Here is a 23337-nt window from a genome sequence, read left to right as displayed (position 1 = left end):
GGGCAGGGGAACTCGTACTGGTGGACTTGCCTCTGTTGAACATTGCCTTCTCAAATCAGTCAGCGCAGCTATTGCACTTTGCTGACGGTGAAGTTGTCGAATCGAGTGGTCACCGGGGTGTCGGTCGCCGTGCCGGAGAGGTACGAGCGCAGGCCGACGGATCCGGCGATCTGGAGGGCGGCGGTGGAATCGGTCGCGCTCGCGAGCCATGCTGCGGGCTCGATCGCAACGGCGGACCACACCTTCGCTCGGACAGTGGTCGGACTGGTTCCGAACACCTGGAGGCGCACGTTGAGGGTCGACGCCGTCGTGAACGTCAATCCAGTCACATTCACCAGTTGGATCGCGGTGCCGCCCTGCAGCAGCTGCAGCTGGACCGCGCCGTTGGACTGCACCCAGACACGCGCCTGGTAGTTCGTCGATCCAACGTCGCGGCCGATCGCGGAGATGTACGCCCCGCCGCCGGTGGGCATCTTGTCCAGGCTGAACGAGACCGTGAGGTCTGTCGCGTTGGAACTGACGCCCGCAAGGCTGCTGGTCTTCGTCGAGCCTCCGGGGACCACCTGGAGTCCGACTCCGCCGGCGACACTGTAGGCGCTCGCCGTTCCGGCATTCGTCCATGCACCGCCGATCTCCGCGGAGCCCCAGGAATTCGCTACCGCGGTTCCGAACTGCGCCTGCGCCAGGATGTTGGCCGGCGGGGTGACGGGTGCGGTGACCGTGACCGGGTGGCTGACGGTGTTGGTCGCTCCCTGATTGTCGGTGACGGTGAGGCTGGCGGTAAAGGTGCCGGCCGCCCCGTAGGTGTGGGAAGACGTGGCACCGGTTCCGGTGGTCGAGTCTCCGTAGTTCCACGAGTACGAGGCGATGGTGCCATCCGGGTCGGATGATCCCGTGCCGGAGAACGACGCGACCAGGTCGCTCGAGGTCGACGTGAACGCCGCCACCGGAGCCTGGTTGGCCGCGGGCGCGGTGACCGTGACCGGGTGGCTGACGGTGTTGGTCGCTCCCTGATTGTCGGTGACGGTGAGGCTGGCGGTGAAGGTGCCGGCCGCCGCGTAGGTGTGGGAAGACGTGGCACCGGTTCCGGTGGTCGAGTCTCCGTAGTTCCACGAGTACGAGGCGATGGTGCCATCCGGGTCGGATGATCCCGTGCCGGTGAACGACGCGACCAGGTTGCTCGAGGTCGACGTGAACGCCGCCACCGGAGCCTGGTTGGCCGGAGGAGCGCCGACGGTCGAGACCAGCAGGTTGTCGAAACTCGTCGTGACTGCGGCGGTAGCCGAGCCGGACAGGTAGGACCCAATTGCGAACGATCCGGCGGACTGCAGGGCGGGGGTGCTGTCCGTCGTGGTCGCGGACCAGGCGGTGGGCTCGTTCCCTGCCGCGGGCCAGACCTTCGCCTGGATGGTGGTCGGCGAGGTTCCGGTCACCTGCACGCGCACCTTGAGGGGAGCGCCTGCCGTGTAGGTGAGTCCGCCGACCTGGACCGACTTGAGAACCGTCGATCCCTGCTCGAGCACCACGAACACGGCTCCGGTCGACCTGACCCAGACCTCGGCGGTGTAGCTGCCGGTGCCGACCTGTCGTCCCGTGAAGTCGGTGAAGGATCCTCCGCCGGTGGGGACGGAGTCGAGGCTGATGACCGCTGTCGTGTCGGTGGTCGTCGACGACAGGGACTTCAGGGCCGCGATCCGGGTGGAGCCGGCAGCGACCTTGATCTGACCGACGCCGTTGCCGACCGACAGGTTCGAGGCCGTGCCGGTGATGGTCCAGGCCCCGCCGATGTCGGCGCTGCCCCATCCGCTCGCCACGGTCCGTCCGAAGTTGTCCTGTGCGAGCGTCGTGGCCGCGGGAGCGGACACGGTGACCGAGTGGGTCACCGCGTTGGTGGCGCCCGAGTTGTCGGTGACCGTCAGCGTGACGATGTAGCTACCGGCCGCCGCGTAGGTGTGCGACGGCGTTGCTCCGGTCGAGGTTCCCGAGTCGCCGAAGTTCCAGGCGTAGGAGGCGATGGACCCATCCGGATCGACCGAGGTCGATCCGTCGAAGGTCGCAACCAGAGCGCTCACCGTGGAGGTGAATGCCGCCGTCGGCGAGACGTTCGCGACCGAGACCGTCACCGGGTGGGTGACCGTGTTGGTCGCCCCCTGGTTGTCCGTCACCGTCAGGGAGACCGTGAAGGTGCCGGCCGCCGCGTAGGTGTGCGCGGGAGCGACTCCCGAGCCGGTGGACGAGTCGCCGAAGTCCCAGCTGTAGGAGGCGATCGTGCCGTCGGGGTCGTTCGAGGCGGATGCGGTGAACGACGCGGTGAGGTTGGAGGCCGTGGAGCTGAAGGCCGCCGTCGGGGCGACGTTGGCCGCGACCACCGTCACCGAATGCGTCACGGTGTTCGTTCCGCCGCGGTTGTCTGTCACGGTCAGCGAGACCACGTAGCTACCCGGCTGGAGGTAGGTGTGCGTCGGGGAGGCGCCGGAACCGGTGGTGCTGTCACCGAAGTTCCAGGCGTAGGACGCGATGGTCCCGTCCGAGTCCGCGGATGCCGACGAGTCGAACGATGCGGTCAGGCTGTTGGTCGTCGAGCTGAACGCGGCGACCGGGGCGATGTTGGCCGCGAGCACGGTGACCGAGTGCGAGACGGTGTTCGTCGCGCCGCTGTTGTCGGTCACGGTGAGGGCGATCGTGAAGGTGCCGGGGGCGGCGTAGGTGTGGCTCGCGGTGACTCCGGACGCGGTAGACGAGTCGCCGAAGTCCCAGGCGTAGGACACGATGGAGCCGTCCGAATCCGTCGAGCTCGTCGCATCAGTAGCCACGGTGAGGTTGGTTGCCGTGGAGGTGAACGCCGCCATGGGGGCGACGTTCGGAGCGGTCACCGTCACGGAATGCGTGACGGTGCTCGTGCCACCGCGGTTGTCGGTGACGGTGAGGCTCGCGACATAGCTGCCAGGGAGCGTGTAGACGTGGGTGGGGCTGACCCCGGTTCCCGTCTTGGAGTCTCCGAAGTCCCAGGCGTAGGAGACGATCGTGCCATCCGAGTCCGTCGAAGCGGAGGCATCGAAGGCCGCCGAGAGGTTCGTGGTCGTCGATCCGAACGCGGCCACCGGAGGCACGTTAGCCGCCAGCACCGAGACCGGGTGGGTCACCATGCCGGTTGCTCCCTTGTCATCGGTGACAGTGAGGGAGATCGTGTAGGTGCCCGCCGCCGCGAAGGTGTGGTTCGCGGTGCTCCCGGAAGCGGTTGCGCCGTCGCCGAAGTCCCAGGCGTAGGACGCCACGGTGCCGTCGGTGTCGGTGGAGCCGGATCCGTTGACAGCTACGGCCAGGTCGGTCGCGGTCGTCGTGAAGGCGGCCGTCGGGGCCACGTTGGGGAGGGTCGCGGTGACCGAGTGGGTGACCGTGTTCGTCGCTCCGCGGTTGTCGGTGACCGTCAGGGACACGACGTACGTTCCCGGAAGGGTGTACGTGTGCGTGGCAGTCGCACCCGTGCCGGTGTTCGAGTCCCCGAAGTCCCAGGCGTACCCGACGATCGATCCGTCCGGGTCGGTGGAGCCCGACCCGTCAAAGGAGGAGGTCAGGTCGGTGGTCGTCGAGCTGAACGCCGCGACCGGGGGCACGTTGGGGATGCTCGAGCCGAGGTTGTAGTGATTGAGCACGTCAGCGGCGCTGAGTGCCGTTCCGTACACCGCGGCCTCGTCGAGGGTGCCGGCGAAGTAGTAGCTCGAGGAGTTCCAGGTAACGTCGCCGCCGATCTTCCAGTACCCGTCATAGGCCTGCGAGCCGGTCTGCGGGTTCGTGGCCTGCAGGCTGCCGTCGACGAAGAGCTTCATCCCGTCGCTGGACTGTTCGGCCACCAGGTGGTGCCAGTTGCCGTCGTTGTAGGACGCCGAGGTGATGGCGAGATTCGTCTGTCCCGTCCACACCCCGAAGGCCAGGGTGCCGTTGTCCTGCATGTAGACGTGGCGGTCATAGTTGCTCGACAGGCCTGTCTGCGAGTTTCCGAATCCAATGATCTTGCCGCCCACGTTCGTGGTGGTCTTGAACCAGGTTTCGAGCGAATAGGTGGTGGGATTGCTGTAAGCCTGGTTGCTCGCAACCATCGCGTTCGAGTCGAAGCTCGTTGCGGAGTTTCCCGCGATCGCACCGGAGACTCCGTGCGTGACCGAGCCGTTGTAGGTGCCCGGGCTGTTGTACGCGCCGGAGTCCTTCGCGGTCCCGTCGGTGTCGTTTAGGCGCCAGTAGATGAGGGGGTCATTGTCGTAGACCGCCTTACCGTAGGCATCCGCGGGCGCCGGTGGGATGGGGGAGACGCGACCCGATGCGACGTAGTGGTTCACAATCTGCTGGCGGGTGAGCACGGTGGAGTACACCGCGACCTGGCCGATGTTGCCAGCGATGAAGTTGCTCGCGGGCTGGTTCGGCCAGCCGCCGAGGTTGTCACCGCCCACTCGCCAGTATCCGGAGTAGGGCTGGCCGATGGTGGTGTCATTGCGGCTGCCCACCAGCATTCCGTCGACGTAGAGGAGCATTCCGTTCGGTCCCATCGAGGACACGACCTGGTGCCAGGCGCCGTCGTTGTAGGTGTTGGCGGAGTTCACCGTCACAGTGTTGCCCGTGTAGACCCCGAAGATGATGTGCCCGGAGTTGTCCATGTAGGTCTGGCGGTCGTAGCTGTTGGACTGGCCGGTCGCGGCAGCGCCGTATCCGATGATCTTTCCGCCTGAGGTGGTTGTGGTCTTGATCCAGGCCTCTGTGGTGAAGGTGTCGGGCGCCTGGATCGAGGTCGGTGTCGCCGCGGTACCGTTCGAGGTGCCGTCGAAGATCGATGCCGGATCGTTCGGCACGATTCCATCGGCACCACGCGTCACGCCAGAGGCGAGTTTGAGGTCCGTGAAGCTGACGTGGTCGAAGCCGACGGCACCGGATGTCTCATCGAGAGGCCAGTAGGAGCTGGGGCTGTCTGCGGCAACCGCGTCGTTGTAGGCACCACCGCTGTCGGCGGCGGCGACGGTGACCGCGGAGCCGAGCCGGCTGATCGAGTTGCCGAACGGATCGGTGGCGTAGACCCGGTAGGTGTGGGTGCTGCCGGGGACCAGGCCCTTGTCGATGAAGCCCATCTCCGGGCGCTGCCAGAAAGTCGACTCGAGAGAAGTCGTGTAGACCGGAGTCGCGGTCGCATTGTCACGGACCACCTTGTAGGTCAGGTTCTTGTTGTCCTGGTCGTAGGTCGCGGTCCAGGACACCCGCACCTCGCCCTTCTTGAAGGACGCGGCGGCGGGGATGAGCGCGGTGTTCACATTCGGCCCGACCTTGTTGGGGGCGATCGACGGAATCGCGAAGCGTGTGAGGCCGTACTGGGCGACTCCGTTCACGAACGGGAACTCCCCGCCCACGACGAGGTACTTGCTGTTGCCGGCGAGGCTCCAGGCCGCCTGACCCTGTCCGGTGAAGCTGCCGGTCACGTACTGCGGGAACCAGTTGAGGAGGGTGGGGGACGGAGTGCCGGCCCAGTTCCAGTAGCCGAGCGGGTCCGCAGTCAGGGTGCCGGTCGTCGCCTTGCTGAACGCGATCGTGTGGTGGTAGGTCCACGGGTCGGTCTGGGGGAAGCCGCCGACATTGCCGCAGTAGTGCGGATGGCCCGCTCCGTAGACGACATCGCCAGACGACCAGACCGAGTAGGTGTCGCCGTGGCAGTCTTCCACCCACTGGATGGCGCCGGAGTCGGGATCAGCCGAGAAGATGCCTTCGAGGTTTCCATCGGAGAGCGAGCCGAAGACGTAGCCGGATCCGTAGATGCGGTCGTTGGTGGCATACAAGGAGGTGATGGATGCCTTGGTGCCGCCGTCTTTCACCGTCTGGTTGGCCGCCCAGGGGAGCACCGCGCCGCTGGAGGCATCGGCGGCACCGAGGCCGTAGTTGGCGCCGCCGCCGAGGTGGGAGAACCGGCCGCCGAGGATGACTCGTGAGCCGTCGGGCGTGAGCGCCAAGGCCTCGACTGTGAGGTCGGCGCTGGGGTTCCACGCGGTCACCGATCCGTCGGAGGCGTTCACCTGCGCAGCGTAGCCGCGCGCCTGGCCGTTCACCGAGGAGAAGGTGCCACCGAGGTACACGGTGGAATTGGTGGCGACGACCGCGCGACCCTGGCTCTCGAGGATCGGACGGAAGGAGGGGATGGCCTTGCCCGTCGCGGTGCTGATCGCGACCGCGCGGTAGTAGGCGACGCCGTCGACGCTGGTGAAGTCGCCGACGACGTAGATGCGTGAACCGTCGGGCGAGGCGGCGATGCCGAGCGCTTGGGCGTTCAGGCTCGGCGCGAAGCTGGAGATGAGGTTACCGGTGGTGATGTCATAGGCGAGCAGGTTGTTCCGCACCACGGTGTTCACCCCCGCTGCCGCCCCGGCGGGGCGGGCGGTGGTGAACTTGCCGGCGACATAGACGGTGTTGCCCACGACCACCTGCGCCCAGGCCACGCCGTCGATCTGGGTCGTCGGGAGGGCATCCGCACTCACCGTCGGGGGAGTGGCGGGATTGGTGGGGTCGATCGGCGCGGTGTCTGCCCGCGCCACCAGTGGGGAGAACGACATGAACGCGACGGCGAGCGCGAGCGAGAGGATCATCGCGAGCGCAAGGGTGACCAGCCGGGGGAGGCGGAGCGTGGAGAGGACGTTCATGAGATTCTCGAATCGGTCGGGGCTGGTGTCGGGATCGTGCGGTTCGAGTCGCCAGAGGCTGTGATCTCAGAGTGGCGACGCCTGGTGTGGATGGATGCTCCCTGGGTGAGTCGGCGGGCGAGTGCTTCGTACTCGCTTGCGACGTCGTCCCAGTCGTACTTCTGTTCAGCCCGCCGCTGAAGGCGCTGCCCGATTTTCTCGAGCTGGGGGGCGTGGTGCTCCGCATGGTCGATCTGTTCTCGGAGGGCTGCAGCACTGCGGAAAAACAGCCCGTCCTCTCCGAGAACATCCCGATTGAACTCGACGTCATACGCGAGCACCGGAGTCGCACCACCCATTGCGCGCAACAGCGACGGGTTTGTACCCCCCACCGAATGCCCGTGGGCATAAGTGAGGGCGTTCGTGTAGAGCTGGTCGAGCAGCTCCTGGTCCCAGATGCCGCCGAGAACGCGGATTCGGGAGTCTGCGTCGGCAATTTCCTGCACCCGACGGGTGTACGCGGCCGCGTAGGGGGCGCTTCCCACCACGATGAGTGGGTAGTGCGCCCGGCTCTCGGAGAATCCCTCGACGATCAGGTCCACGTGGTTCTCCGGCTCGAATCTCGCCACGACCAGGTGGAACTTGCCCGGCTCCAGGCCGAGTTCCGCGAGCCGCTCGCTCGGGGGATTGCGCACGATCCGGGTCCCGTAGCTGATGAGTTCAGTCTCGGCTTGGAACTTGCGCGAGTAGTAGGACGCGATGCCGGGGGCGTCCGCGATGAGGGCATCGGCCAGCTTCACCGCGAGTCGCTCGACTCCGAGGTAGTAGCGACGTCCGGCGCCGCTCCACTTGTCGCGCATCCACTCGAGCCCGTCCACGTGGACGGCCGTCGGGATGCGGCGGGCGCGGAGAATCGGCAGGAACGGAGCATTCGCCGCATTGAAGACGAACGCGGCGTCCGGGCGGGTCGTCACACTCGCGTGGATCACCGAGAGGGCCGAGTGGCTGAGGGTTTCGGCGGCCCGGAGGTGGAGCGCGGGAAGATGCACCAGCTTCATGCCTCGGTGGAAGGGCACCCGTTGATCCGAACCCCGGCAGTAGACGGTGACCATGTGCCCACGTTCGACCAGGCGCGCGCCGATCTCTTCGACTGCCGTCTCGAATCCGCCGTAAGCGGCAGGAACCCCACGGGTTCCGATCATTGCGATCCTCATCGGATCAGCTGCCCCCGGTTTGCGCATCAGTATGCCCCGACCGGATGGATCAGAACGCGGAACGTGCGCCACATGATCATGAGATCACCGACGACAGACCAGTTCTCCACGTAGTAGAGATCCAGACGCACGCTCTCTTCCCAGCTGAGGGCAGAGCGTCCGTTGATCTGCCACATGCCGGTGAGGCCGGGCTTGATGTACAGCCGGCGTCGGACGTGGTCTTCGTAGCTCAGCACCTCGCTAGGGAGGGGCGGACGTGGCCCCACGAGGCTCATGTCCCCGACGAGAACATTCCAGAACTGCGGGAACTCGTCGAGTGAATACTTGCGCAGAAGACGGCCGATGCGCGTCACGCGGGGATCGTTCCTCATCTTGAACAGCACCCCGTTGCCCTCGTTGTGGACCTGGAGCTCAGCGAGTTGCTCGGGTGCGGAGGCCACCATCGACCGGAATTTGAGGATGTGGAATGTGCGGCCACCGCGTCCGACCCGCTCCTGGGAGAAGAAAGCCTTTCCGGCGCTGTCGGCCTTGATGATGATGGCGAGCAATACAAACATGGGACTCAGTACGAGCAGGGCGGTGCTCGAGACGAGGATGTCGAGACCGCGTTTGAGCAGGTGCTTGCCTCCCTCGAAGTGTGGGATCTCCACGTGCAGGAGGGGAAGGCCGTCCACCGGGCGGAAGTGGATGCGGGGTCCTGCCACATTGGCGAGGCTCGTGGCCAGAATGAGCTCTATCGTCTTCCCCTCGAGCTCCCACGCGAGGTCGTGAATGAAATCGCTCTCGCCACCGGGCTGGCCCGCCACTACGATGCCGTCGGCATGCAGGGATTCAGCGAACTCAGCTACACGGTCGAGCCCTCGCCAGACCCGGATTCCGTCGACCTCACCGCCGTCCAGCTCGTGATCGTCGCCATCGAGCACGATCCCGATCACCGAATAGGTGGCTCCTGAAGTCCGGTCGATCTGGCGGACGACCTTCTCGACATCCGTCCGCCGTCCAACCACGATGACGCGAGCGAGGAAGTGTCCGAATTTGCGCTGGGCTGTGAGCCACTGACGCAGGCTCCATCGAGTGCCGAGCAGCCCGAGGAGGCCGATCGGGAAGGCGACGATGAAGAACCAGCGTGCCGTGTTGATCTCGGCGACGAGGAACAGGATCGCCGCGATGCCGAAGACAGTGGTGCTCGCGTGGATCACCCGCTTGTACTCGCTGGCACCGATGCCGATGACGCGGATATCGCGGCTGTGGAAGGCGCTGAGCGACAGGGTCCAGGCGACGGCCATCGCGAAGGAGAGATAGGCATAACGCTGCGAACTGAGCGTGGTCGTGGGGTCGACGCCAGTGAAGTTGAACCGGGCGACAAAGGACAGCGCCATCGCGACGCTCACCACCGTGATGTCACTGATTGTCAGCTTGAGGCGATAGGACCGAGCCCAACGCTGTCCGGATGAGGGGCGCTCACTTCCGCGCACAGCGGATACCGCACCAACGGAGGTGAGGCCCAGTCGCGCGGATCGCACGCCTGATTTTCCGGTTCGGGGGACCGTCGTTTCGTTCATCGGGTAAATCCTGTAGTTTCGGGTTTTACAGGGACCTGCATCATGAGTCGTTGGGTGACGACACGCAGAATGGCGTATGAGTCCCTTCGGGAAAAGGGATGCACGCGGAACGAGCTGCGTCGATGCGGGTATTCATCGCCACGGGAGGCGAATCTATAGCCGACAGTACCGGGCAGCCCGAAATTTCTGTATCCCCCGTTCGGGGGTGGTTGCAGTCGAAGCGAGCCTCTTGGCTCGACCGTCGTAGGCTCGAAGAATGCACAGTTTCTACCCCGAGATCGAACCCTACGAATCCGGGTTAATGGATGTGGGGGACGGCCAGAGCATCTACTGGGAGACCTCGGGAAACCCCTACGGCAAGCCCGCTGTATTCCTGCACGGGGGTCCGGGCGGCGAGACGCAGCCCAACCACCGACGGTTGTTCGATCCGGCCAAATACCGCATCGTCCTGCTCGATCAGCGGGGGTCCGGGCGCAGCCTTCCGCATGCCAGCGATGCCGGAGCCGACCTCAGCACGAACACGACCTGGCATCTCGTCGATGACCTCGAATTGTTGCGCCAGTACCTCCGCATCGATCGCTGGCTGGTGTTCGGCGGATCGTGGGGCAGCACGCTCGCTCTCGCCTACTCCGAGACACATCCTGGCCGAGTGTCGGAGCTGGTGTTGAGAGGCATCTTCACCCTCCGCAAGTCGGAGCTCGACTGGTTCTACGAGGGGGGAGCCGAGGCTGTGTTCCCGGATGCCTGGGAGGGATTCCTCGCCCCCGTCCCGCTCGATGAGCGCGACAACCTGATCCACTCTTATCACCGGCTCCTCGCCGATCCCGATCCCGCTATACATGGTCCTGCGGCGGTCGCATGGTCGGTATGGGAGGCATCTACCATCACCCTGCTGCCCCGACCCGACGTCGTCTCGACCTTCGCGGACCCGCGTTACGCGCTCGCTTTCGCGCGAATCGAGAACCATTATTTCGTCAACCGCGGGTTCTTCGACGATGGCCAGCTCATCCGGGATGCCGGTGTGCTCGCCGACATCCCCGGAGTGATCATCCAGGGCCGCTACGACATCTGCACTCCGGCCGTGACTGCGTGGGACCTGCACCGCGCGTGGCCGGAGGCGGAGTTCGTGATGGTCCCGGATGCCGGCCACGCCTTCGACGAACCCGGCATCCTCTCGGCGCTCATCGAGGCCACCGACCGCTTCGCGGAGGGCTGGCCCGACGCCTGACCACAGCCCGGCCCGGCTGCAGTTTCGTCGGCAACACCAACGCGGGCTAGGTCGTCGACTGCGGCGAGGTGGTCTTCGCCGCCTCGAGTTCCTCCTCGCGATTGCGGGAAACGCCGCTGAGTCGCAGGGTCGCAAGGAACCCGAGCACCAGGAATCCGGCGGCCGAGAAGGCGGAGAACCGGGTGGCGTCGCTGAAGGCGATGCGGGCGTCTTCTGCGATCGAGGCACTCTGCTTCTCGAGACCCGGGATCGCGGCCCCGGCACTGTCGACCACGGCGTTGACGATCTGGGTGCGCTGGGCATCCGGCAGCTGCGACAGCCGCGAGTCGAGGGCGGTGCCCGCCGAGGTGAAGAGGATCGTGCCGAGGATGGCGATTCCGAGGGCTGATCCGATCTGGCGCGCGGTGCTCGAGGTGCCGGATCCCTGTCCGCTCGCCTCGATCGGCACGTCCTTGAGCACGACGCCGGTCAGCTGCGCGGTGGCGAGACCGACTCCGAAGCCGTAGACGAAGAGGAACGGCACGATCACGAGCCAGGTCGCATTCGCCGAGATCACGAATCCGAGGCCGGTGACCCCGATGATCTCGGCGAGCAGGCCCACGCGCACGATGGTGACCGGGGAGACCCGGTTGCCGAATGCGCCCGCAAAACCGCTTGCGACGAAGGAGCCGATGGCGAGGGCGAGCAGCACGAAGCCGGTCTGGAGGGCGTCATAGCCCAGCACGTTCTGAAGCCACAGGGGCAGCGACAGGATGATGCCGAATTCGCCGAGGGACACGATGAGAGCGGCGATGTTGCCGTTGCGGAAGGAGGGGATGGAGAAGAGGCTGAAGGCGAGGAGCGTCGTCTTGCCCACCCGCTGGCGATGGAGGCCCCAGAGAACGAAGGCGGCGCCGGCGACGATCGTCACGGCGAATGTGAGCGGGATGATCGAGAGATCGAACGGCCAGGTCCAGTCGCCGATGGTGAGCGACTTGTTCACCAGCCACCAGCCGTAGGTGCGCCCCTCGATCAGACCGAAGACCAGCGTCGCGCTGGTCACGATGGAGAGGATCGCGCCGACGACGTCGATGCGTCGCACGTCGGTCGCCTTCGACTCGATCACGAAGACCAGCGTGCCGACGATGATCAGGATGCCAAACGGGATGTTGATGCCGAACGCCCAGCGCCAGGAGAAGTAGGTGGTGAGCCAGCCGCCGAGCAGCGGCCCGACGGCGACCATCCCACCGATGGTCGAGCCCCACACGGCGAAGGCGATCCCTCGCTCCCGGCCACGGAAGGTGGCATTGATGATCGAGAGGGTGGTCGGAAGCACCATCGCCCCGCCGATGCCCTGGATCACCCGTGAGCCGATGAGCAGGTCACCGGTCTGCGAGAACGCCGCGAGGATCGAGGCGAGCGCGAAGATCGTCACACCGATGATGAGCATCTTGCGTCGGCCGTAGCGGTCGGCGAGCGTGCCGAACACGAGCAACAGGGCAGCGAACACGAGGGTGTAGCTCTCCTGCACCCACTGCACCTGCGTCGAGGTGATGCCGAGATCCTTGATGATCGACGGGATCGCCACGTTCACGATCGTCGAGTCGACGATGATCAGTGCGACGGCGATGCTGATGAAGACGAGTCCGGCCCACCGGCGACGGGACGAGCCCTGCGCGACCTCGCTCATGCGGACACCACCTTCGGGCTCCCGGCACTTCGGGAGTTCCGGATCCGCAGGGCCACGGTGACGAACACGACGACGACCACGGCGACGATGGCGGCGATCCCTGCCGGAGCGGAGAGCAGGTCTCCGGTGAGCCGGGCGACCGCCACCCAGGCGAGCCCCCACGACAGCGAGACGGCCGGCGCGAGCCGCCCATTCCCGCGGATGGCGACGAGCACGCCGACGAGGCCGGCGACCGCCACGATCACCACGGCCCAGGCATCCGCGCCCAGTCCGAAGCCGCGGAATCCGGAGGCGACGAGAAGAGCCGTGATGTTGGCGGCCGTCGCGACGCACACCCAGCCCAGGTAGAGCCCGACCGTGCCGTCGGCGACGATCGTCTCGACCAGGTTCTTCGGCCGTGAGGCGAGCGTGATGCGAAAGGCCCAGACCAGCACCACGAGCAACCCGGCGATGATCGGCACGCTCGCGGCAAGGAATCCGAACTGGATGCTGAGGATCCAGGCGGCATTGAGGATCAGGGATACCGCGATCGGGTAGCCGAGCCGGCGCTGCCGCTCATCGGCGCGCTGCTTGGGCAGGGACTGCCAGACCGCATAGGCCAGAAGCCCCGCATAGATCGGGGTCCAGATGGCGAAGGCCGGACCCCCGGGAGCGATGGGGGTGGCATCCGCCGCAAGAGCGCCACCCGCGGCATCCTGGATCGGAGTGCCGCCCGCGGCTCCCGATCCGATGAAGGCGCCGACCACGGCGACTATGGCACTGACCAGCACGACCGCCTGTCGCACAGTGTCTCGCGTCTCGTTCACGGTGTTCTCCCGAATCATCAGCTAGCTTAGTAATTCACGATAGCGCTAAATGAGGGCGAAGGAAGTGGCGACGCGATGACCGATCCGGTCGGAATGCAGGGCTGGCCGACGGGCCGACTGCTGTCGACGGCGGCGCGGCTCGTCGAGCACGCCTGGGTCGAGGCGCTCGAACAGCTCGGACTCACCCACGCCGGGCTCATCGTGCTGCATGTTCTCGGCTCCGGTCCGCGCAGTCAGACCGAGCTGGCCAAATCGGCCCGGGTCGAGGTGCAGACGATGTCCCGCACCCTCGAACGGCTCGAGCGGGAGGGCTACATCGCGCGCGAGAAGCATCCGGATGATGGACGACGCCATGTCGTCACGCGCACCCCGGCGGGTGAGGCGGCCTGGGGGTCGGCGAGGACTCTCGAGGCCGACCTGTTCCCGAGCATCGCGGATAACGCCGCCATGCGCTCGGCGCTGCTGGAGATCATCCAGGCGACCGCGGCGGACCGCTGGGACGTCGAGTAGCTCTTCTCCACCGGGGGTGGAACGGATCAGGCTCCGGGCTGGGCGGCTTCCTGCTCCGCGATCTTGCGGTGCACCTCGTCCATGTCGAGGCCCTTCACGGCCTCGATGACCTGGTCGAGGGCGGGCGCGGGCAGCGCTCCCGGCTGCGAGAACACGAGGATGCCGTCGCGGAAGGCCATCAGGGTGGGGATCGAGGTGATTCCGGCGGCGCTGGCCAAGGCCTGCTCAGCCTCGGTGTCCACCTTGCCGAAGGTGATGTCGGGATTCTTTTCGCTCGCGGCCTCGTAGATCGGCCCGAACATCTTGCACGGGCCGCACCAGTCGGCCCAGAAGTCCACGAGAGTGATTCCGGAGGAGGACACCGTTTCTTCGAAGGCATCCGTGGTCAAAGTGAGTGTAGGCATGTCAGAGGTAACCACCTAGTAGGTGTTCCCATTCCCGCACGCCTTCCGACTGTGGATTTCTACAACGGATGTCGCGCAGCCGTCGTGTGATTCGTGCGGGCCGCACCACCCCTTTGGCAGTCGACTGCGAGGCTCGTACCGTCGATGCAGGCCGTCGAAGGCCGCAATTCCTGACGAAAAGACGATCCCATGACGAACCTCGCTGACCGCATCACTGCAGAGTCCCGGCCGACCGCCGCTCCCGCCGCCCCGAAGGGCGCCATCGATACCGCCTGGCTCGGCGAGTACCTGCTCGGCACCTGGGCCGCTGCTCGCCGCGAGTCCCGCGAGTTGATGAAGGACAGCGCGTTCCATCGCGACGACAGCCTCGCCCTCGATGCCCAGCGCACCCGCGTGCTCGGCCAGCTCAAGCTGCTCGTCGACTCCGGATCGGTGCTCAAGGCGTTCCCGTCCGGTCTCGGCGGCAACGACGACCACGGCGGCAACATCGCCTCCTTCGAAGAACTCGTGACCGCCGATCCCTCGCTGCAGATCAAGTCCGGCGTGCAGTGGGGCCTCTTCGGAGCGGCCGTTCTCCACCTCGGCACCCAGCGCCACCACGAGAAGTTCCTGCCCGGCATCATGAGCCTCGAGGTGCCCGGTGCCTTCGCCATGACCGAGACCGGCCACGGATCGGATGTCGCCGCCATCGGCACGACGGCCACCTACGATGAGGCCACCCGGGAGTTCGTGCTCGACACTCCGTTCCGTGCCGCCTGGAAGGACTACCTCGGCAACGCCGCCCTGCACGGCATCGCCGCCGTCGTCTTCGCGCAGCTCGTGACCAAGGGTGTCAACCACGGGGTGCACGCCTTCTATGTGCCGATCCGCGACGAGAACGGCTTCCTCGACGGCATCGGCGGTGAGGACGACGGGCTGAAGGGCGGACTCAACGGCATCGACAATGGTCGCCTGCACTTCCACGGGGTGCGCGTGCCGCGCGAGAACCTGCTCAACCGCTACGGCGACGTCGCCGCAGACGGCACCTACAGCTCGGACATCCAGAGTCCGGGCCGACGTTTCTTCACCATGATCGGCACCCTGGTGCAGGGCCGCGTCTCGCTCGACGGGGCTTCCGTCGTCGCCTCGAAGCTCGCCCTCTTCATCGCCATCACCTACGGATCGCAGCGCCGCCAGTTCACCGCGGCCGACCCCACGAAGGAAGAGGTGATCCTCGACTACCAGCGTCACCAGCGACGCCTGCTGCCGAAGCTCGCCACGACCTACGCCATGTCCTTCGCGCACGAGAAGCTGCTCACCGCGTTCGACGGCGTGTTCTCCGGAGCGCGAGCGTCGGATGCCGACCGCGAAGATCTCGAGACCCTCGCCGCCGCGCTCAAGCCACTCAGCACCTGGAGCGCGCTGGAGATACTGCAGGAGGCCCGCGAGACGTGCGGCGGCGCCGGATTCCTCGCCGAGAACCGTCTCACCCAGTTGCGCGCCGACCTCGACATCTACGTGACCTTCGAGGGCGACAACAATGTGCTGCTCCAGCTCGTGGCCAAGCGGCTGCTCACCGACTACTCGCGCAAGTTCAAGAATGCGGATGCGGGGGCGATGGCGGGCTATGTCGCCGGCCAGGTGGGCGCCGTCGCCGTGAACCGCTCCGGTCTGCGCAAGCTGGCGCAGAACGTCGCCGACTTCGGCTCGACGGCCCGCTCGGTCGGTTTCGTGCGCGACGCGGCATCCCAACGCCAGTTGCTCACCGACCGGGTGGAGACGATGGTCGCTGCGCTCGCCGGACGGCTGCGGGCCGCACAGAAGGCATCACCGGTCGAGGCCACGGCGCTCTTCAACGCCAACCAGAACGAACTCATCGAAGCGGCCGCCGCCCACGCCGAACTGCTGCAATGGGAGGCCTTCACCGAGGCTCTCGACGGAATCACCGACGGGAAGACCGCCGAGGTGCTCACCTGGCTCCGCGACCTCTTCGGTTTCAGCCTGATCGAGAAGAACCTCGCCTGGTACCTCATCAACGGCCGACTCTCCGCCCAGCGTGCCGCGGCCATCACCGACTACATCGACGACCGCCTGCTTCCGCGGTTGCGCCCGCATGCGCTCGACCTCGTGAATGCCTTCGGTTTCGAACCAGAGCACGTCCGGTCGGCGATCGCATCCGGAGCCGAGCGAGACCGGCAGGACGAGGCCGCGGAGTATTTCCGCGCTCGCCGTGATGCGGGCCTCGAGCCGATCGCGGAGAAGTCGCTGAAAAACAAGCGGTAGTCCGGCGGCTCAGTCACCGGTAGCGTTCGAGCATGACGTTCAACGACAACGCCGACATCTCCTCCGGCAAGGCGAGCAGACGCGGTCGCACCGGCATGATCGCGGGCGGTGGCGGAGGGGTCGCCCTGATCGTCGTGCTGTACATCGTGTCGCAACTCACCGGGTTCGACGTCAGCGGGCTGGTCGGCGGGGGTGGCGCGCCATCCGGCGGATCGAGCGCCGACAGTCTCGACCAGTGCACGACAGGCGCCCAGGCGAACTCCGACATCGACTGCCGCATGAAGGCCGCCGCGGCGTCGCTCGAGGCGTACTGGTCCGAGGAGTATCCGGCACTCGGCGGCACCTATGCCGCACCCCAGCCGATCGCCCTGTTCAGCGGGTCCACGAACACGGGATGCGGCGGCGCGTCCAGCGCGACCGGCCCGTTCTACTGTCCGGCCGACGAGACCCTCTACATCGACACGTCGTTCTTCGCCGACCTTCGCGACCGGTTCGGATCGAGCGGTGGGCCGCTTGCCCAGCTCTACGTCGTCGCTCACGAGTGGGGCCACCACATCCAGAAGCTCGACGGGGTGCTCGACAGGCCGCACAGCGACACCGGGCCAGGATCCACGAGCATCCGCACCGAGCTCCAGGCGGACTGCTTCGCCGGCGCTTGGGTGGGAGCCGCCTCGAAGACACCGGATGCGAACGGCGTGCCATTTCTCAAGCCGCCGACGACGGCCGAGATAGCGGATGCCCTGAGCGCGGCGTCCGCGGTGGGTGACGACCGCATCCAGGCGGCCTCCGGCCAGGTGAACCCGGAATCGTGGACGCACGGGTCGAGCGAGCAGCGTCAGCGCTGGTTCACCACCGGGCGCACCTCCGGCGCCGAGTCCTGCGACACCTTCGCGCCGAGCACCGCGCGACTGTAGCCGTCAGCCGAGAGCGACAGGCTCCTCGTCGGTCACGGCCGCGAGCTCCACAATCTCCAGCGACTCCGCGACCGGAATGGCGGCGGCGACCGCGGCATCCACGAAATCCTGGGTGCCCTCGATGCGTGGGTCGAGCCAGTCATCCCAGAGCTCGCGAGGAAGTGGCACGGGATTTCGGTCGTGGATGTGGTCGAGGGTGCGCACCGAGTCCGCGGTGAGGATGGTGGTGGTGAGCGTCCAGAGCGCCGGGTCATCATCGGCCAGCGAGTGGTCCTTCCACCAGGAGTAGATGCCGGCGAAGGCCATCGACTGGCCATCCGGCGCCTTCAGGTAGAACGGTGTCTTCTTCTTCGTGACCGGATCGGTCTGCCACTCGTAGTACCCCGCAGCCGGGATGAGGGCGCGCTTCGACCGGATCGATGCCTTGAACGAAGCCTTCTTGGTGATGCCCTCGCTGCGGGCGTTGAAGGTGGGCACCTTCATCTTGAGGGTCTTCGACCAGCCGGGCGTGAGCGACCAGCGGGCCACCTCGAGACGGCGAGTGGGCTCCGGGCCGTCCTTCATCGACTCCAGCACCACGGCCACCGGGTCGGTGGGGCGGATGTTCCAGCCCGGCCGCCAGTCGCGGAAGTCACCGCCGACGGCCACGAACTCCTCGATCAGGTCGTCGGTGCTCTTGTCCATCGCGAAGCGTCCGCACATGCGCCCATTGTGGCGCCCTCCGCAGACAATGGCCAGCCGCCCTCGGTCACAGGCCAAGCGCGAGTCGGATGCCGAGGGCGATCATCACGACGGCGATGCTCGCGTCGAGCACGCGCCAGGCCGACGGCCGGGCGAAGATCGGACGAAGCAGGCGAGCCCCGAAACCGAGCGCCGAGAACCAGAGCACGCTCGCGGTCATCGCGCCCCCGACCCACCACCAGCGTTCGGCCGGCCCCTGCTGCGAGGCCACTGAACCGAGGAACAGCACGGTATCCAGGTAGACGTGCGGGTTGAGCCAGGTGAGGGCGAGCACCGTGGTCACCGCGATCCCCAGGCCCGTCGTCGCTGCCGCGGAAACCGGTTCGGCCACCAGGGCCTCGGGTCGGATGGCCCGGCGCGCGGCGAGAAGGCCGTAGACGATGAGGAAGCCGGCCCCGAGTACCCGGATGATCACCAGCGCGATCGGCGCCGCCCGGATCAGCGCCCCGAGCCCGAGCACCCCCGCCAGGATCAGCACCGCGTCGGACAGCGCGCAGATGGCGACCACCGGGAGGATGATGCGCGTGCGGCCCTCGATCCCCAGCCGGAGTACGAACGCGTTCTGTGCTCCGATCGCGATGATCAGCGAGAGACCGGTGGCCAGTCCGAGGAGGGCGGGCACGATCGTCGTCGACAGGGTCATACCCCCACGGTAGGGCGCGGGCCGAATGAAATCCAACTACTCTTTCTACAGCTGCATAAGCTGGACTAATGCACCGCTTCTCGCTCGAACAACTCGACACCCTCTTGGCGCTCGTCGACACCGGCTCCTTCGACGCGGCGGCATCGAGGCTGCACGTGACCCCCTCGGCGGTATCGCAACGGGTGAAGGCGATGGAGCAGGCATCCGGTCGGGTGGTGGTGCGGCGCACCTCGCCCGTCACACTGACGGAGGCTGGCGATGTGCTGCTCCGCTATGCGCGACAGGTCGATCTCCTCGAAGCCGACACGCTTCGAACACTCCGGGTGGACTCCGAGCCCGGACGGCCATTCCAGGTCTCCCTCGCGGTGAACGCCGACAGCCTCGCCACCTGGTTCCTTGATGCGCTCGCCGGTCTCGGTGAGTCGCTCGGCGTCGTGTTCGATCTCCACCGCGAAGACCAGGAGCGCACGACGGCGCTGCTGCGAGCCGGCACGGTGATCGCGGCCGTGACATCCACCAGGGACGCCGTCCAGGGCTGCGTGACCGAGCCGCTCGGCGTCATGCGGTACCGGGCGGTTGCGACCCCGGGATTTCGTGACCGCTGGATGCCTCGCGGGTCCGCTCCGATACGGCTCGCTGATTCACCGGTCGTCACCTTCGATCGCAACGACGACCTGCAGGCGGCATTCCTGCAGGAGTACTGCGGGGGTTCCGCGACGGCCTCTCACTATGTGCCGACCTCCGCCGACTTCGCCAGGGCGATCACGCTCGGGTTCGGCTGGGGACTGCTGCCAGAGCAGCAGTGCCTCGAGCCGCTCAGCGAGGCTGTGCTCGTGGAGCTGGCTCCCGGGCATCCGGTGGATGTGCCCCTCTATTGGCAGCGGTGGAATCTGGCTTCGCCCCTGCTCGATGCCGTGTCGGCGGCGGTGCGTGACCGGGCAGCGATCGAACTGCGCCAGTAGGGCATCTCGGGAGCAGTCGACTCCCTGCTCGACTACTCGTTCCGCCGCAGGGTGAGCACGCTGTCGACGATCGTGTGCGCCGTGCCGTCCGGGGCCGCGTCGACCCGTTCGACGAGGGCGCTCGTCAGCACCGACCAACCCTGTGGGTCGAGCGCTGAGTCGGTGAACAGGGTGGCGTACACATCGTCGGGCGTCGGGAGTTCGAGCCGTGGATGCGTGTGGCCGCCGTCATCCAGACGCGGCCAGTGCGGCGCACCGGAGTGGCCGACGATGAGCAGTGTTCCGCCGGGGGCGACCGCTGTTGCCGCGCGGCGCAGAATCGACCCTCGCGGAATCTCGACCTCCGAGTGCAGGAAGCACGAGGTGACGAGGTCGAAGGTCGACGGCGGTTGCCACTCGGCGAGGTCGGCCGAGATCCAGGTGATCTCGTCGCCGGGCTGCTGGGCAGCGGCCCCGATGGCCAGTGCCGTCGGGGAGATGTCGACGGCCGTCACAGCCCACCCGTTGTGGGCGAGCCAGAGCGCATCGCCCCCTTCGCCGCTCCCGAGGTCGAGAGCGGTGCCCGGTCGGATGCCGGCGACCTCGCGTTCGAGGGAGGCGTTAACCCTGCCGCTCCAGGACCTGCCGTTCTCCCGGTAGCGATTCTCCCAATACTCGGCCGCGCTCATCGTCATGGTGCCAGTGTGGGCTCCGCGGAGGCAGGGGGAAAATCGCGTTGCCGGATCGGCAAAGTACGAGATTCACGAGGAAGGCGAAGAACGCGACTCTTCAGATACGGGCGCGTTCAGGCCTGTGTATCCCGCGGCACGCGCACGAGAAGGGCGCCGGCCTCGATCCGGGCGAGAAACCCTGTCGCCCCACCGAAGCCGTCTCCGTCGAGTTCGATTTCCTCTGGTCGGGGGAGGTGCGCCTCCACCGACTTGACCGTCTCGTAATGGAGGTCCCTCGTGTTGTGGTGCTCACCAGCAACAGCCCGCCCGGCCGCAGTGCGACGGACCACGCCGTTGGTCCACGCGACAGTGAACCACACCTTGACCCACCCCCACAGTCCGCCGGGTCGCGTCATCAACAAATCGAAGAGGCCGTCATCGACCACCGCCTCGGGCATGAGCAGGATGTTGGCGGGCAGCGAGCCGCAATTGCCCAGGATCAGGGTATGGACCGTGCGCCGCATGGGCGGACCGCCGTCGAGACGCAACTGGAAATGCAGCTCGTCGGGATCGCGAAGGGACTTGGCGATCGCACTCACGTAGGCGGCCCAGCCTGCCTTCTTCTTCAGGTCTTCGTCGGTGTTCTTGATCATCTTCGCGTCGATACCCAACCCCGCCATGACGACGAAGGCGTGCTCGTCATGGGACCCATCAGCGCGCTGGATGTCGATGACGCCGATATCGATGGGCCGATCCACCCCGGTGAAGGCGGACAGGGCAGATCCGGGCATGTCGTCCAGGGTGAGGTGGAGATTGCGGGCCAGCAGGTTGCCCGTGCCTGCGGGGAGAAGCGCGAGCGGTATCCCGCTGTGTCGAACCGCTTCCGCAACCGCGCGCACGGTGCCGTCTCCGCCGGCCGCGAAGACGAGGTCGGCACCGGCCTTCAGAGCCTCGGCCGCCACTCCCTGGCCGATGTCGTCCTCAGAAGTCTCATAGAAGGCCGTGCTCCAGCCGGCCTCCGTCGCCGCCTCCGTCATGGTTGATCGAAAGGCGTCTGGATCTACTTTCGTCGGGTTGTAGATCACTGCGGCGATTCGTCGGGTCGTATCGATCATCGCGCAATCCTAGGGGCGAGGGAGGGCTTCCCGGGAGCTTTTCCGCACGACTCCACACATAAGAGTTTTCTCATCTGACCAGCCTTTACGAGGATGAGAACGCGGCCTAACGTATCGCGTACGCCCGTCTGGACGGCGTGCGAAGAAGGGTCGACCCGATGGCCGGTATGACCGCGCTGACGTTCGCGCTCGGGTCCTCCAGCAGCATCTCTGCATCCTCGCAATCCCTGTCCTCTCGATCCGACGAGGGCGTCCGGTCTCGATGGCGCACTTCGGGCCCTCGCGGGAATGCCCTTCGGCGAGTTCATACTGGTGCTCGTCGGTATCGGTTTCATTTCCGATGGCCTCTATTCCGAGTTTCGGGCCCGATGTGCGCGACTATGACAACGATTCACCTGAGAGGACACCGACTGTGACTGGAACCCCATCCCGGGAAGCGCGAACGGCTGATCGTGCGTCGGCGGAGAGGGGCTTCTGGCGCTCTAAATTCGTCGTCGAAGAGCGTTATCTCGACGGGCGCGCCCGGCGCGGGCTGTATATTGCTTCGGCGATCCTAATTGTGCTTGGCCTGGTCTTCTTCACCATCGTGATCACCTCCGTGCTGACGCATACCGGTGTCGCCGACTGGGACAGGCCGATGGAGCAGTGGGTCAACTCCCTTCGCTCACCGGTCACTACCGTCATCATGATCGTCCTCACGATCCTCATCGTGTCGCGGAATCCGAAATTGTGGGGCGTGGCCGTTGGGCTCGGGCTCGCCTGGATCGGTGTGCTCGCCGAGATGTTCAGCCGTATGTACCTGGGGTACCACTGGTTCAGCGACACCCTTGGTTCGCTATCGATCTCCATGGTGATCGTCGGAACGGTGATCGCGATCGACACCAGACGCACAGTTCGTGTTCGGGGAGAGGCGATCCATGGTGCTCACTCGCAATTGCAAAAGGATCGCACCTGACCAGCCCCACCCCATCAAGATTCAGGAGAACGATGTCCCCCAAGAAGACTGACAACGACCGACCCAGGCTCTCCAAGCGGGCCTACGAAGCGGAACTCGAACGCCTGCAGGTCGAACTCGTGCAGATGCAACAGTGGGTGGTTCAGTCCGGCGCGCGTCTACTGGTGATCTTCGAGGGTCGCGACGCTGCGGGCAAGGGCGGTTCGATCAAACGCGTGATCCAATACCTCAACCCTCGATCGGCGCGCGTCGCGGCACTTCCGGCCCCGAGCGAGCGCGAGCGTGGCCAGTGGTATTTCCAGCGGTATATCGAGCGGTTGCCGGCGGCCGGGGAGATAGTGCTGATGGATCGGTCCTGGTACAACCGGGCCGGGGTCGAGCGCGTGCTCGGGTACTGCACCGATGAAGAATACGAGCGCTTCCTGAAGCAGGTGCCCATTCTCGAACGCTTGCTCGTCGAAGACGGCATCATCCTGGTCAAGTACTGGTTCTCCGTCTCAGACGAGGAGCAGCAGAAGCGATTCAAGTCGCGACTGAACGACCCGATGCGGCGGTGGAAGCTTTCGGAGACCGACCTCAAGTCCATCGTCGAGTGGGAATCCTATTCGCGAGCAAAGGACGCGATGTTCAAGGTGACCGACATTCCGGAGGCGCCCTGGTGGACGATCGAGAGCGACGATAAGAAGTCCGCACGGCTCAACGCGATAAGCCATCTCCTGGCTCAGGTTCCCTGGGATGCGATCGAACCGGAGTCGATCGAACTCCCGGATCGACCGACAGCCGACGACTACGAGCGACCCGCGCGCGAGCTCTACAAGTATGTGCCGGACCATGCGGCAGAACTCAGCTCATAGCTGACGGGAATCCCGGCTGAGCGACCGCGAGCGGCAGTCGGAGAAGCCCGCGCGAATTCGGACACTCCCGTCGCCGTCTCTTATCGAGAAACGGCACAAAAAAGTCCCACTCCCGGTAGAAGCCCGGAAATGGGACAGTAGCTCCGACGGGCGTCGATCCCGTGACCTCTCGATTTTCAGGCGTACTGCTAATGCTGCGGC

At 66.1% G+C, this 23337-nt stretch carries 18 protein-coding genes; 8 read left to right on the top strand and 10 right to left on the bottom strand.

The features are described from left to right. Nucleotides 1-68: 68 nt before the first annotated feature. The 3 genes from VLI63_RS06425 to VLI63_RS06415 are packed head-to-tail and all read right to left on the bottom strand — an operon-like array spanning nucleotide 69 to nucleotide 9423. Nucleotides 69-6668: a PKD domain-containing protein gene (locus tag VLI63_RS06425; protein ID WP_409156037.1), complete on the bottom strand. Its 6600-nt coding sequence runs from the start codon at nucleotides 6666-6668 to the stop codon at nucleotides 69-71. After that, nucleotides 6665-7849 (bottom strand): DUF1972 domain-containing protein, encoded by a 1185-nt coding sequence (locus VLI63_RS06420; protein ID WP_409156036.1) that lies wholly within the window; start codon nucleotides 7847-7849, stop codon nucleotides 6665-6667. Before VLI63_RS06420 ends, VLI63_RS06425 begins: the two co-directional genes overlap by 4 nt. Nucleotides 7850-7887: 38 nt before the next feature. After that, nucleotides 7888-9423, bottom strand: a complete 1536-nt coding sequence (locus VLI63_RS06415; protein ID WP_409156035.1) for a sugar transferase — start codon at nucleotides 9421-9423, stop codon at nucleotides 7888-7890. A gap of 256 nt (nucleotides 9424-9679) precedes the next feature. Here VLI63_RS06415 and pip point away from each other — a divergent pair, with 256 nt between their 5' ends. Next, a complete protein-coding gene (gene pip / locus VLI63_RS06410; protein ID WP_409156034.1) occupies nucleotides 9680-10651 on the top strand; it encodes a prolyl aminopeptidase in 972 nt (323 codons plus the stop codon). A gap of 46 nt (nucleotides 10652-10697) precedes the next feature. On the opposite strand, the gene VLI63_RS06405 is transcribed toward pip, so the two are convergent. Together VLI63_RS06405 and VLI63_RS06400 are read right to left on the bottom strand one after the other, a co-directional pair. Further along, a complete protein-coding gene (locus VLI63_RS06405; protein WP_409156033.1) occupies nucleotides 10698-12320 on the bottom strand; it encodes an MFS transporter in 1623 nt (540 codons plus the stop codon). After that, nucleotides 12317-13126, bottom strand: a complete 810-nt coding sequence (locus tag VLI63_RS06400) for a TspO/MBR family protein (RefSeq protein WP_409156032.1) — start codon at nucleotides 13124-13126, stop codon at nucleotides 12317-12319. Before VLI63_RS06400 ends, VLI63_RS06405 begins: the two co-directional genes overlap by 4 nt. A 75-nt stretch (nucleotides 13127-13201) precedes the next feature. Here VLI63_RS06400 and VLI63_RS06395 point away from each other — a divergent pair, with 75 nt between their 5' ends. After that, nucleotides 13202-13636, top strand: coding sequence for a MarR family winged helix-turn-helix transcriptional regulator (locus VLI63_RS06395; RefSeq protein ID WP_409156031.1), 435 nt, complete (start codon nucleotides 13202-13204; stop codon nucleotides 13634-13636). Between the two features lie 26 nt (nucleotides 13637-13662). On the opposite strand, the gene trxA is transcribed toward VLI63_RS06395, so the two are convergent. Beyond that, nucleotides 13663-14040 carry a thioredoxin gene (gene trxA, locus VLI63_RS06390; protein WP_354574549.1) on the bottom strand — a complete coding sequence of 126 codons (378 nt, stop codon included), beginning with the start codon at nucleotides 14038-14040 and terminating at the stop codon, nucleotides 13663-13665. A 189-nt stretch (nucleotides 14041-14229) separates the two neighbouring features. Between trxA and VLI63_RS06385 the strand changes: the two genes are divergently transcribed. Beyond that, complete coding sequence (locus tag VLI63_RS06385; RefSeq protein ID WP_409156030.1) at nucleotides 14230-16302, top strand: acyl-CoA dehydrogenase; 2073 nt, start codon at nucleotides 14230-14232, stop codon at nucleotides 16300-16302. Nucleotides 16303-16334: 32 nt separating this feature from the next. After that, a complete protein-coding gene (locus VLI63_RS06380; protein WP_409156029.1) occupies nucleotides 16335-17216 on the top strand; it encodes a neutral zinc metallopeptidase in 882 nt (293 codons plus the stop codon). 3 nt (nucleotides 17217-17219) lie between these two features. Here the strand turns inward: VLI63_RS06380 and VLI63_RS06375 are convergent, their stop codons facing one another. Beyond that, nucleotides 17220-17918, bottom strand: a complete 699-nt coding sequence (locus tag VLI63_RS06375; protein WP_409156028.1) for an SOS response-associated peptidase — start codon at nucleotides 17916-17918, stop codon at nucleotides 17220-17222. 46 nt (nucleotides 17919-17964) lie between these two features. Then, complete coding sequence (locus VLI63_RS06370; RefSeq protein WP_409156027.1) at nucleotides 17965-18600, bottom strand: LysE/ArgO family amino acid transporter; 636 nt, start codon at nucleotides 18598-18600, stop codon at nucleotides 17965-17967. A gap of 68 nt (nucleotides 18601-18668) precedes the next feature. Between VLI63_RS06370 and VLI63_RS06365 the strand changes: the two genes are divergently transcribed. Continuing rightward, nucleotides 18669-19562, top strand: coding sequence for a LysR family transcriptional regulator ArgP (locus VLI63_RS06365; protein WP_409156026.1), 894 nt, complete (start codon nucleotides 18669-18671; stop codon nucleotides 19560-19562). Nucleotides 19563-19594: 32 nt separating this feature from the next. Here the strand turns inward: VLI63_RS06365 and VLI63_RS06360 are convergent, their stop codons facing one another. Together VLI63_RS06360 and VLI63_RS06355 are read right to left on the bottom strand one after the other, a co-directional pair. Further along, nucleotides 19595-20236: a class I SAM-dependent methyltransferase gene (locus tag VLI63_RS06360; RefSeq protein ID WP_409156025.1), complete on the bottom strand. Its 642-nt coding sequence runs from the start codon at nucleotides 20234-20236 to the stop codon at nucleotides 19595-19597. 110 nt (nucleotides 20237-20346) lie between these two features. Continuing rightward, entirely contained in the window at nucleotides 20347-21327 is a 981-nt protein-coding gene (locus VLI63_RS06355; RefSeq protein WP_409156024.1) for a diacylglycerol/lipid kinase family protein, read from the bottom strand. 210 nt (nucleotides 21328-21537) lie between these two features. Here VLI63_RS06355 and VLI63_RS06350 point away from each other — a divergent pair, with 210 nt between their 5' ends. From VLI63_RS06350 to ppk2, 3 genes are read left to right on the top strand one after another with little or no spacing between them, the layout of a single operon-like run. Continuing rightward, the gene (locus tag VLI63_RS06350) at nucleotides 21538-21711 is read left to right on the top strand and encodes a DUF1206 domain-containing protein (protein WP_409156588.1); all 174 of its coding nucleotides are present in this window, start codon (nucleotides 21538-21540) and stop codon (nucleotides 21709-21711) included. Beyond that, nucleotides 21698-22282, top strand: coding sequence for a phosphatase PAP2 family protein (locus VLI63_RS06345; RefSeq protein WP_409156023.1), 585 nt, complete (start codon nucleotides 21698-21700; stop codon nucleotides 22280-22282). The genes VLI63_RS06350 and VLI63_RS06345 overlap by 14 nt, the downstream gene beginning before the upstream one ends. A gap of 32 nt (nucleotides 22283-22314) precedes the next feature. Then, on the top strand, nucleotides 22315-23136 hold the full coding sequence (ppk2, locus tag VLI63_RS06340) for a polyphosphate kinase 2 (protein WP_409156022.1): 822 nt from the start codon (nucleotides 22315-22317) through the stop codon (nucleotides 23134-23136). Nucleotides 23137-23337 lie beyond the last annotated feature (201 nt).

The sequence above is a fragment of the Lacisediminihabitans sp. H27-G8 genome (assembly GCF_046156175.1).
Classification (GTDB): Bacteria; Actinomycetota; Actinomycetes; order Actinomycetales; family Microbacteriaceae; genus Lacisediminihabitans.
This window is presented reverse-complemented; position numbering and strand designations above follow the sequence as displayed.

Excerpts from the sequence above, each read along its gene's own strand:
- VLI63_RS06425 (WP_409156037.1), bottom strand. The coding sequence starts at position 6,668 with ATGAACGTCCTCTCCACGCTCCGCCTCCCCCGGCTGGTCACCCTTGCG.
- VLI63_RS06420 (WP_409156036.1), bottom strand. The coding sequence starts at position 7,849 with ATGATCGGAACCCGTGGGGTTCCTGCCGCTTACGGCGGATTCGAGACG.
- VLI63_RS06415 (WP_409156035.1), bottom strand. The coding sequence starts at position 9,423 with ATGAACGAAACGACGGTCCCCCGAACCGGAAAATCAGGCGTGCGATCC.
- pip (WP_409156034.1), top strand. The coding sequence starts at position 9,680 with ATGCACAGTTTCTACCCCGAGATCGAACCCTACGAATCCGGGTTAATG.
- VLI63_RS06405 (WP_409156033.1), bottom strand. The coding sequence starts at position 12,320 with ATGAGCGAGGTCGCGCAGGGCTCGTCCCGTCGCCGGTGGGCCGGACTC.
- VLI63_RS06395 (WP_409156031.1), top strand. The coding sequence starts at position 13,202 with ATGACCGATCCGGTCGGAATGCAGGGCTGGCCGACGGGCCGACTGCTG.
- trxA (WP_354574549.1), bottom strand. The coding sequence starts at position 14,040 with ATGCCTACACTCACTTTGACCACGGATGCCTTCGAAGAAACGGTGTCC.
- VLI63_RS06385 (WP_409156030.1), top strand. The coding sequence starts at position 14,230 with ATGACGAACCTCGCTGACCGCATCACTGCAGAGTCCCGGCCGACCGCC.
- VLI63_RS06380 (WP_409156029.1), top strand. The coding sequence starts at position 16,335 with ATGACGTTCAACGACAACGCCGACATCTCCTCCGGCAAGGCGAGCAGA.
- VLI63_RS06375 (WP_409156028.1), bottom strand. The coding sequence starts at position 17,918 with ATGTGCGGACGCTTCGCGATGGACAAGAGCACCGACGACCTGATCGAG.
- VLI63_RS06370 (WP_409156027.1), bottom strand. The coding sequence starts at position 18,600 with ATGACCCTGTCGACGACGATCGTGCCCGCCCTCCTCGGACTGGCCACC.
- VLI63_RS06365 (WP_409156026.1), top strand. The coding sequence starts at position 18,669 with ATGCACCGCTTCTCGCTCGAACAACTCGACACCCTCTTGGCGCTCGTC.
- VLI63_RS06360 (WP_409156025.1), bottom strand. The coding sequence starts at position 20,236 with ATGACGATGAGCGCGGCCGAGTATTGGGAGAATCGCTACCGGGAGAAC.
- VLI63_RS06355 (WP_409156024.1), bottom strand. The coding sequence starts at position 21,327 with ATGATCGATACGACCCGACGAATCGCCGCAGTGATCTACAACCCGACG.
- ppk2 (WP_409156022.1), top strand. The coding sequence starts at position 22,315 with ATGTCCCCCAAGAAGACTGACAACGACCGACCCAGGCTCTCCAAGCGG.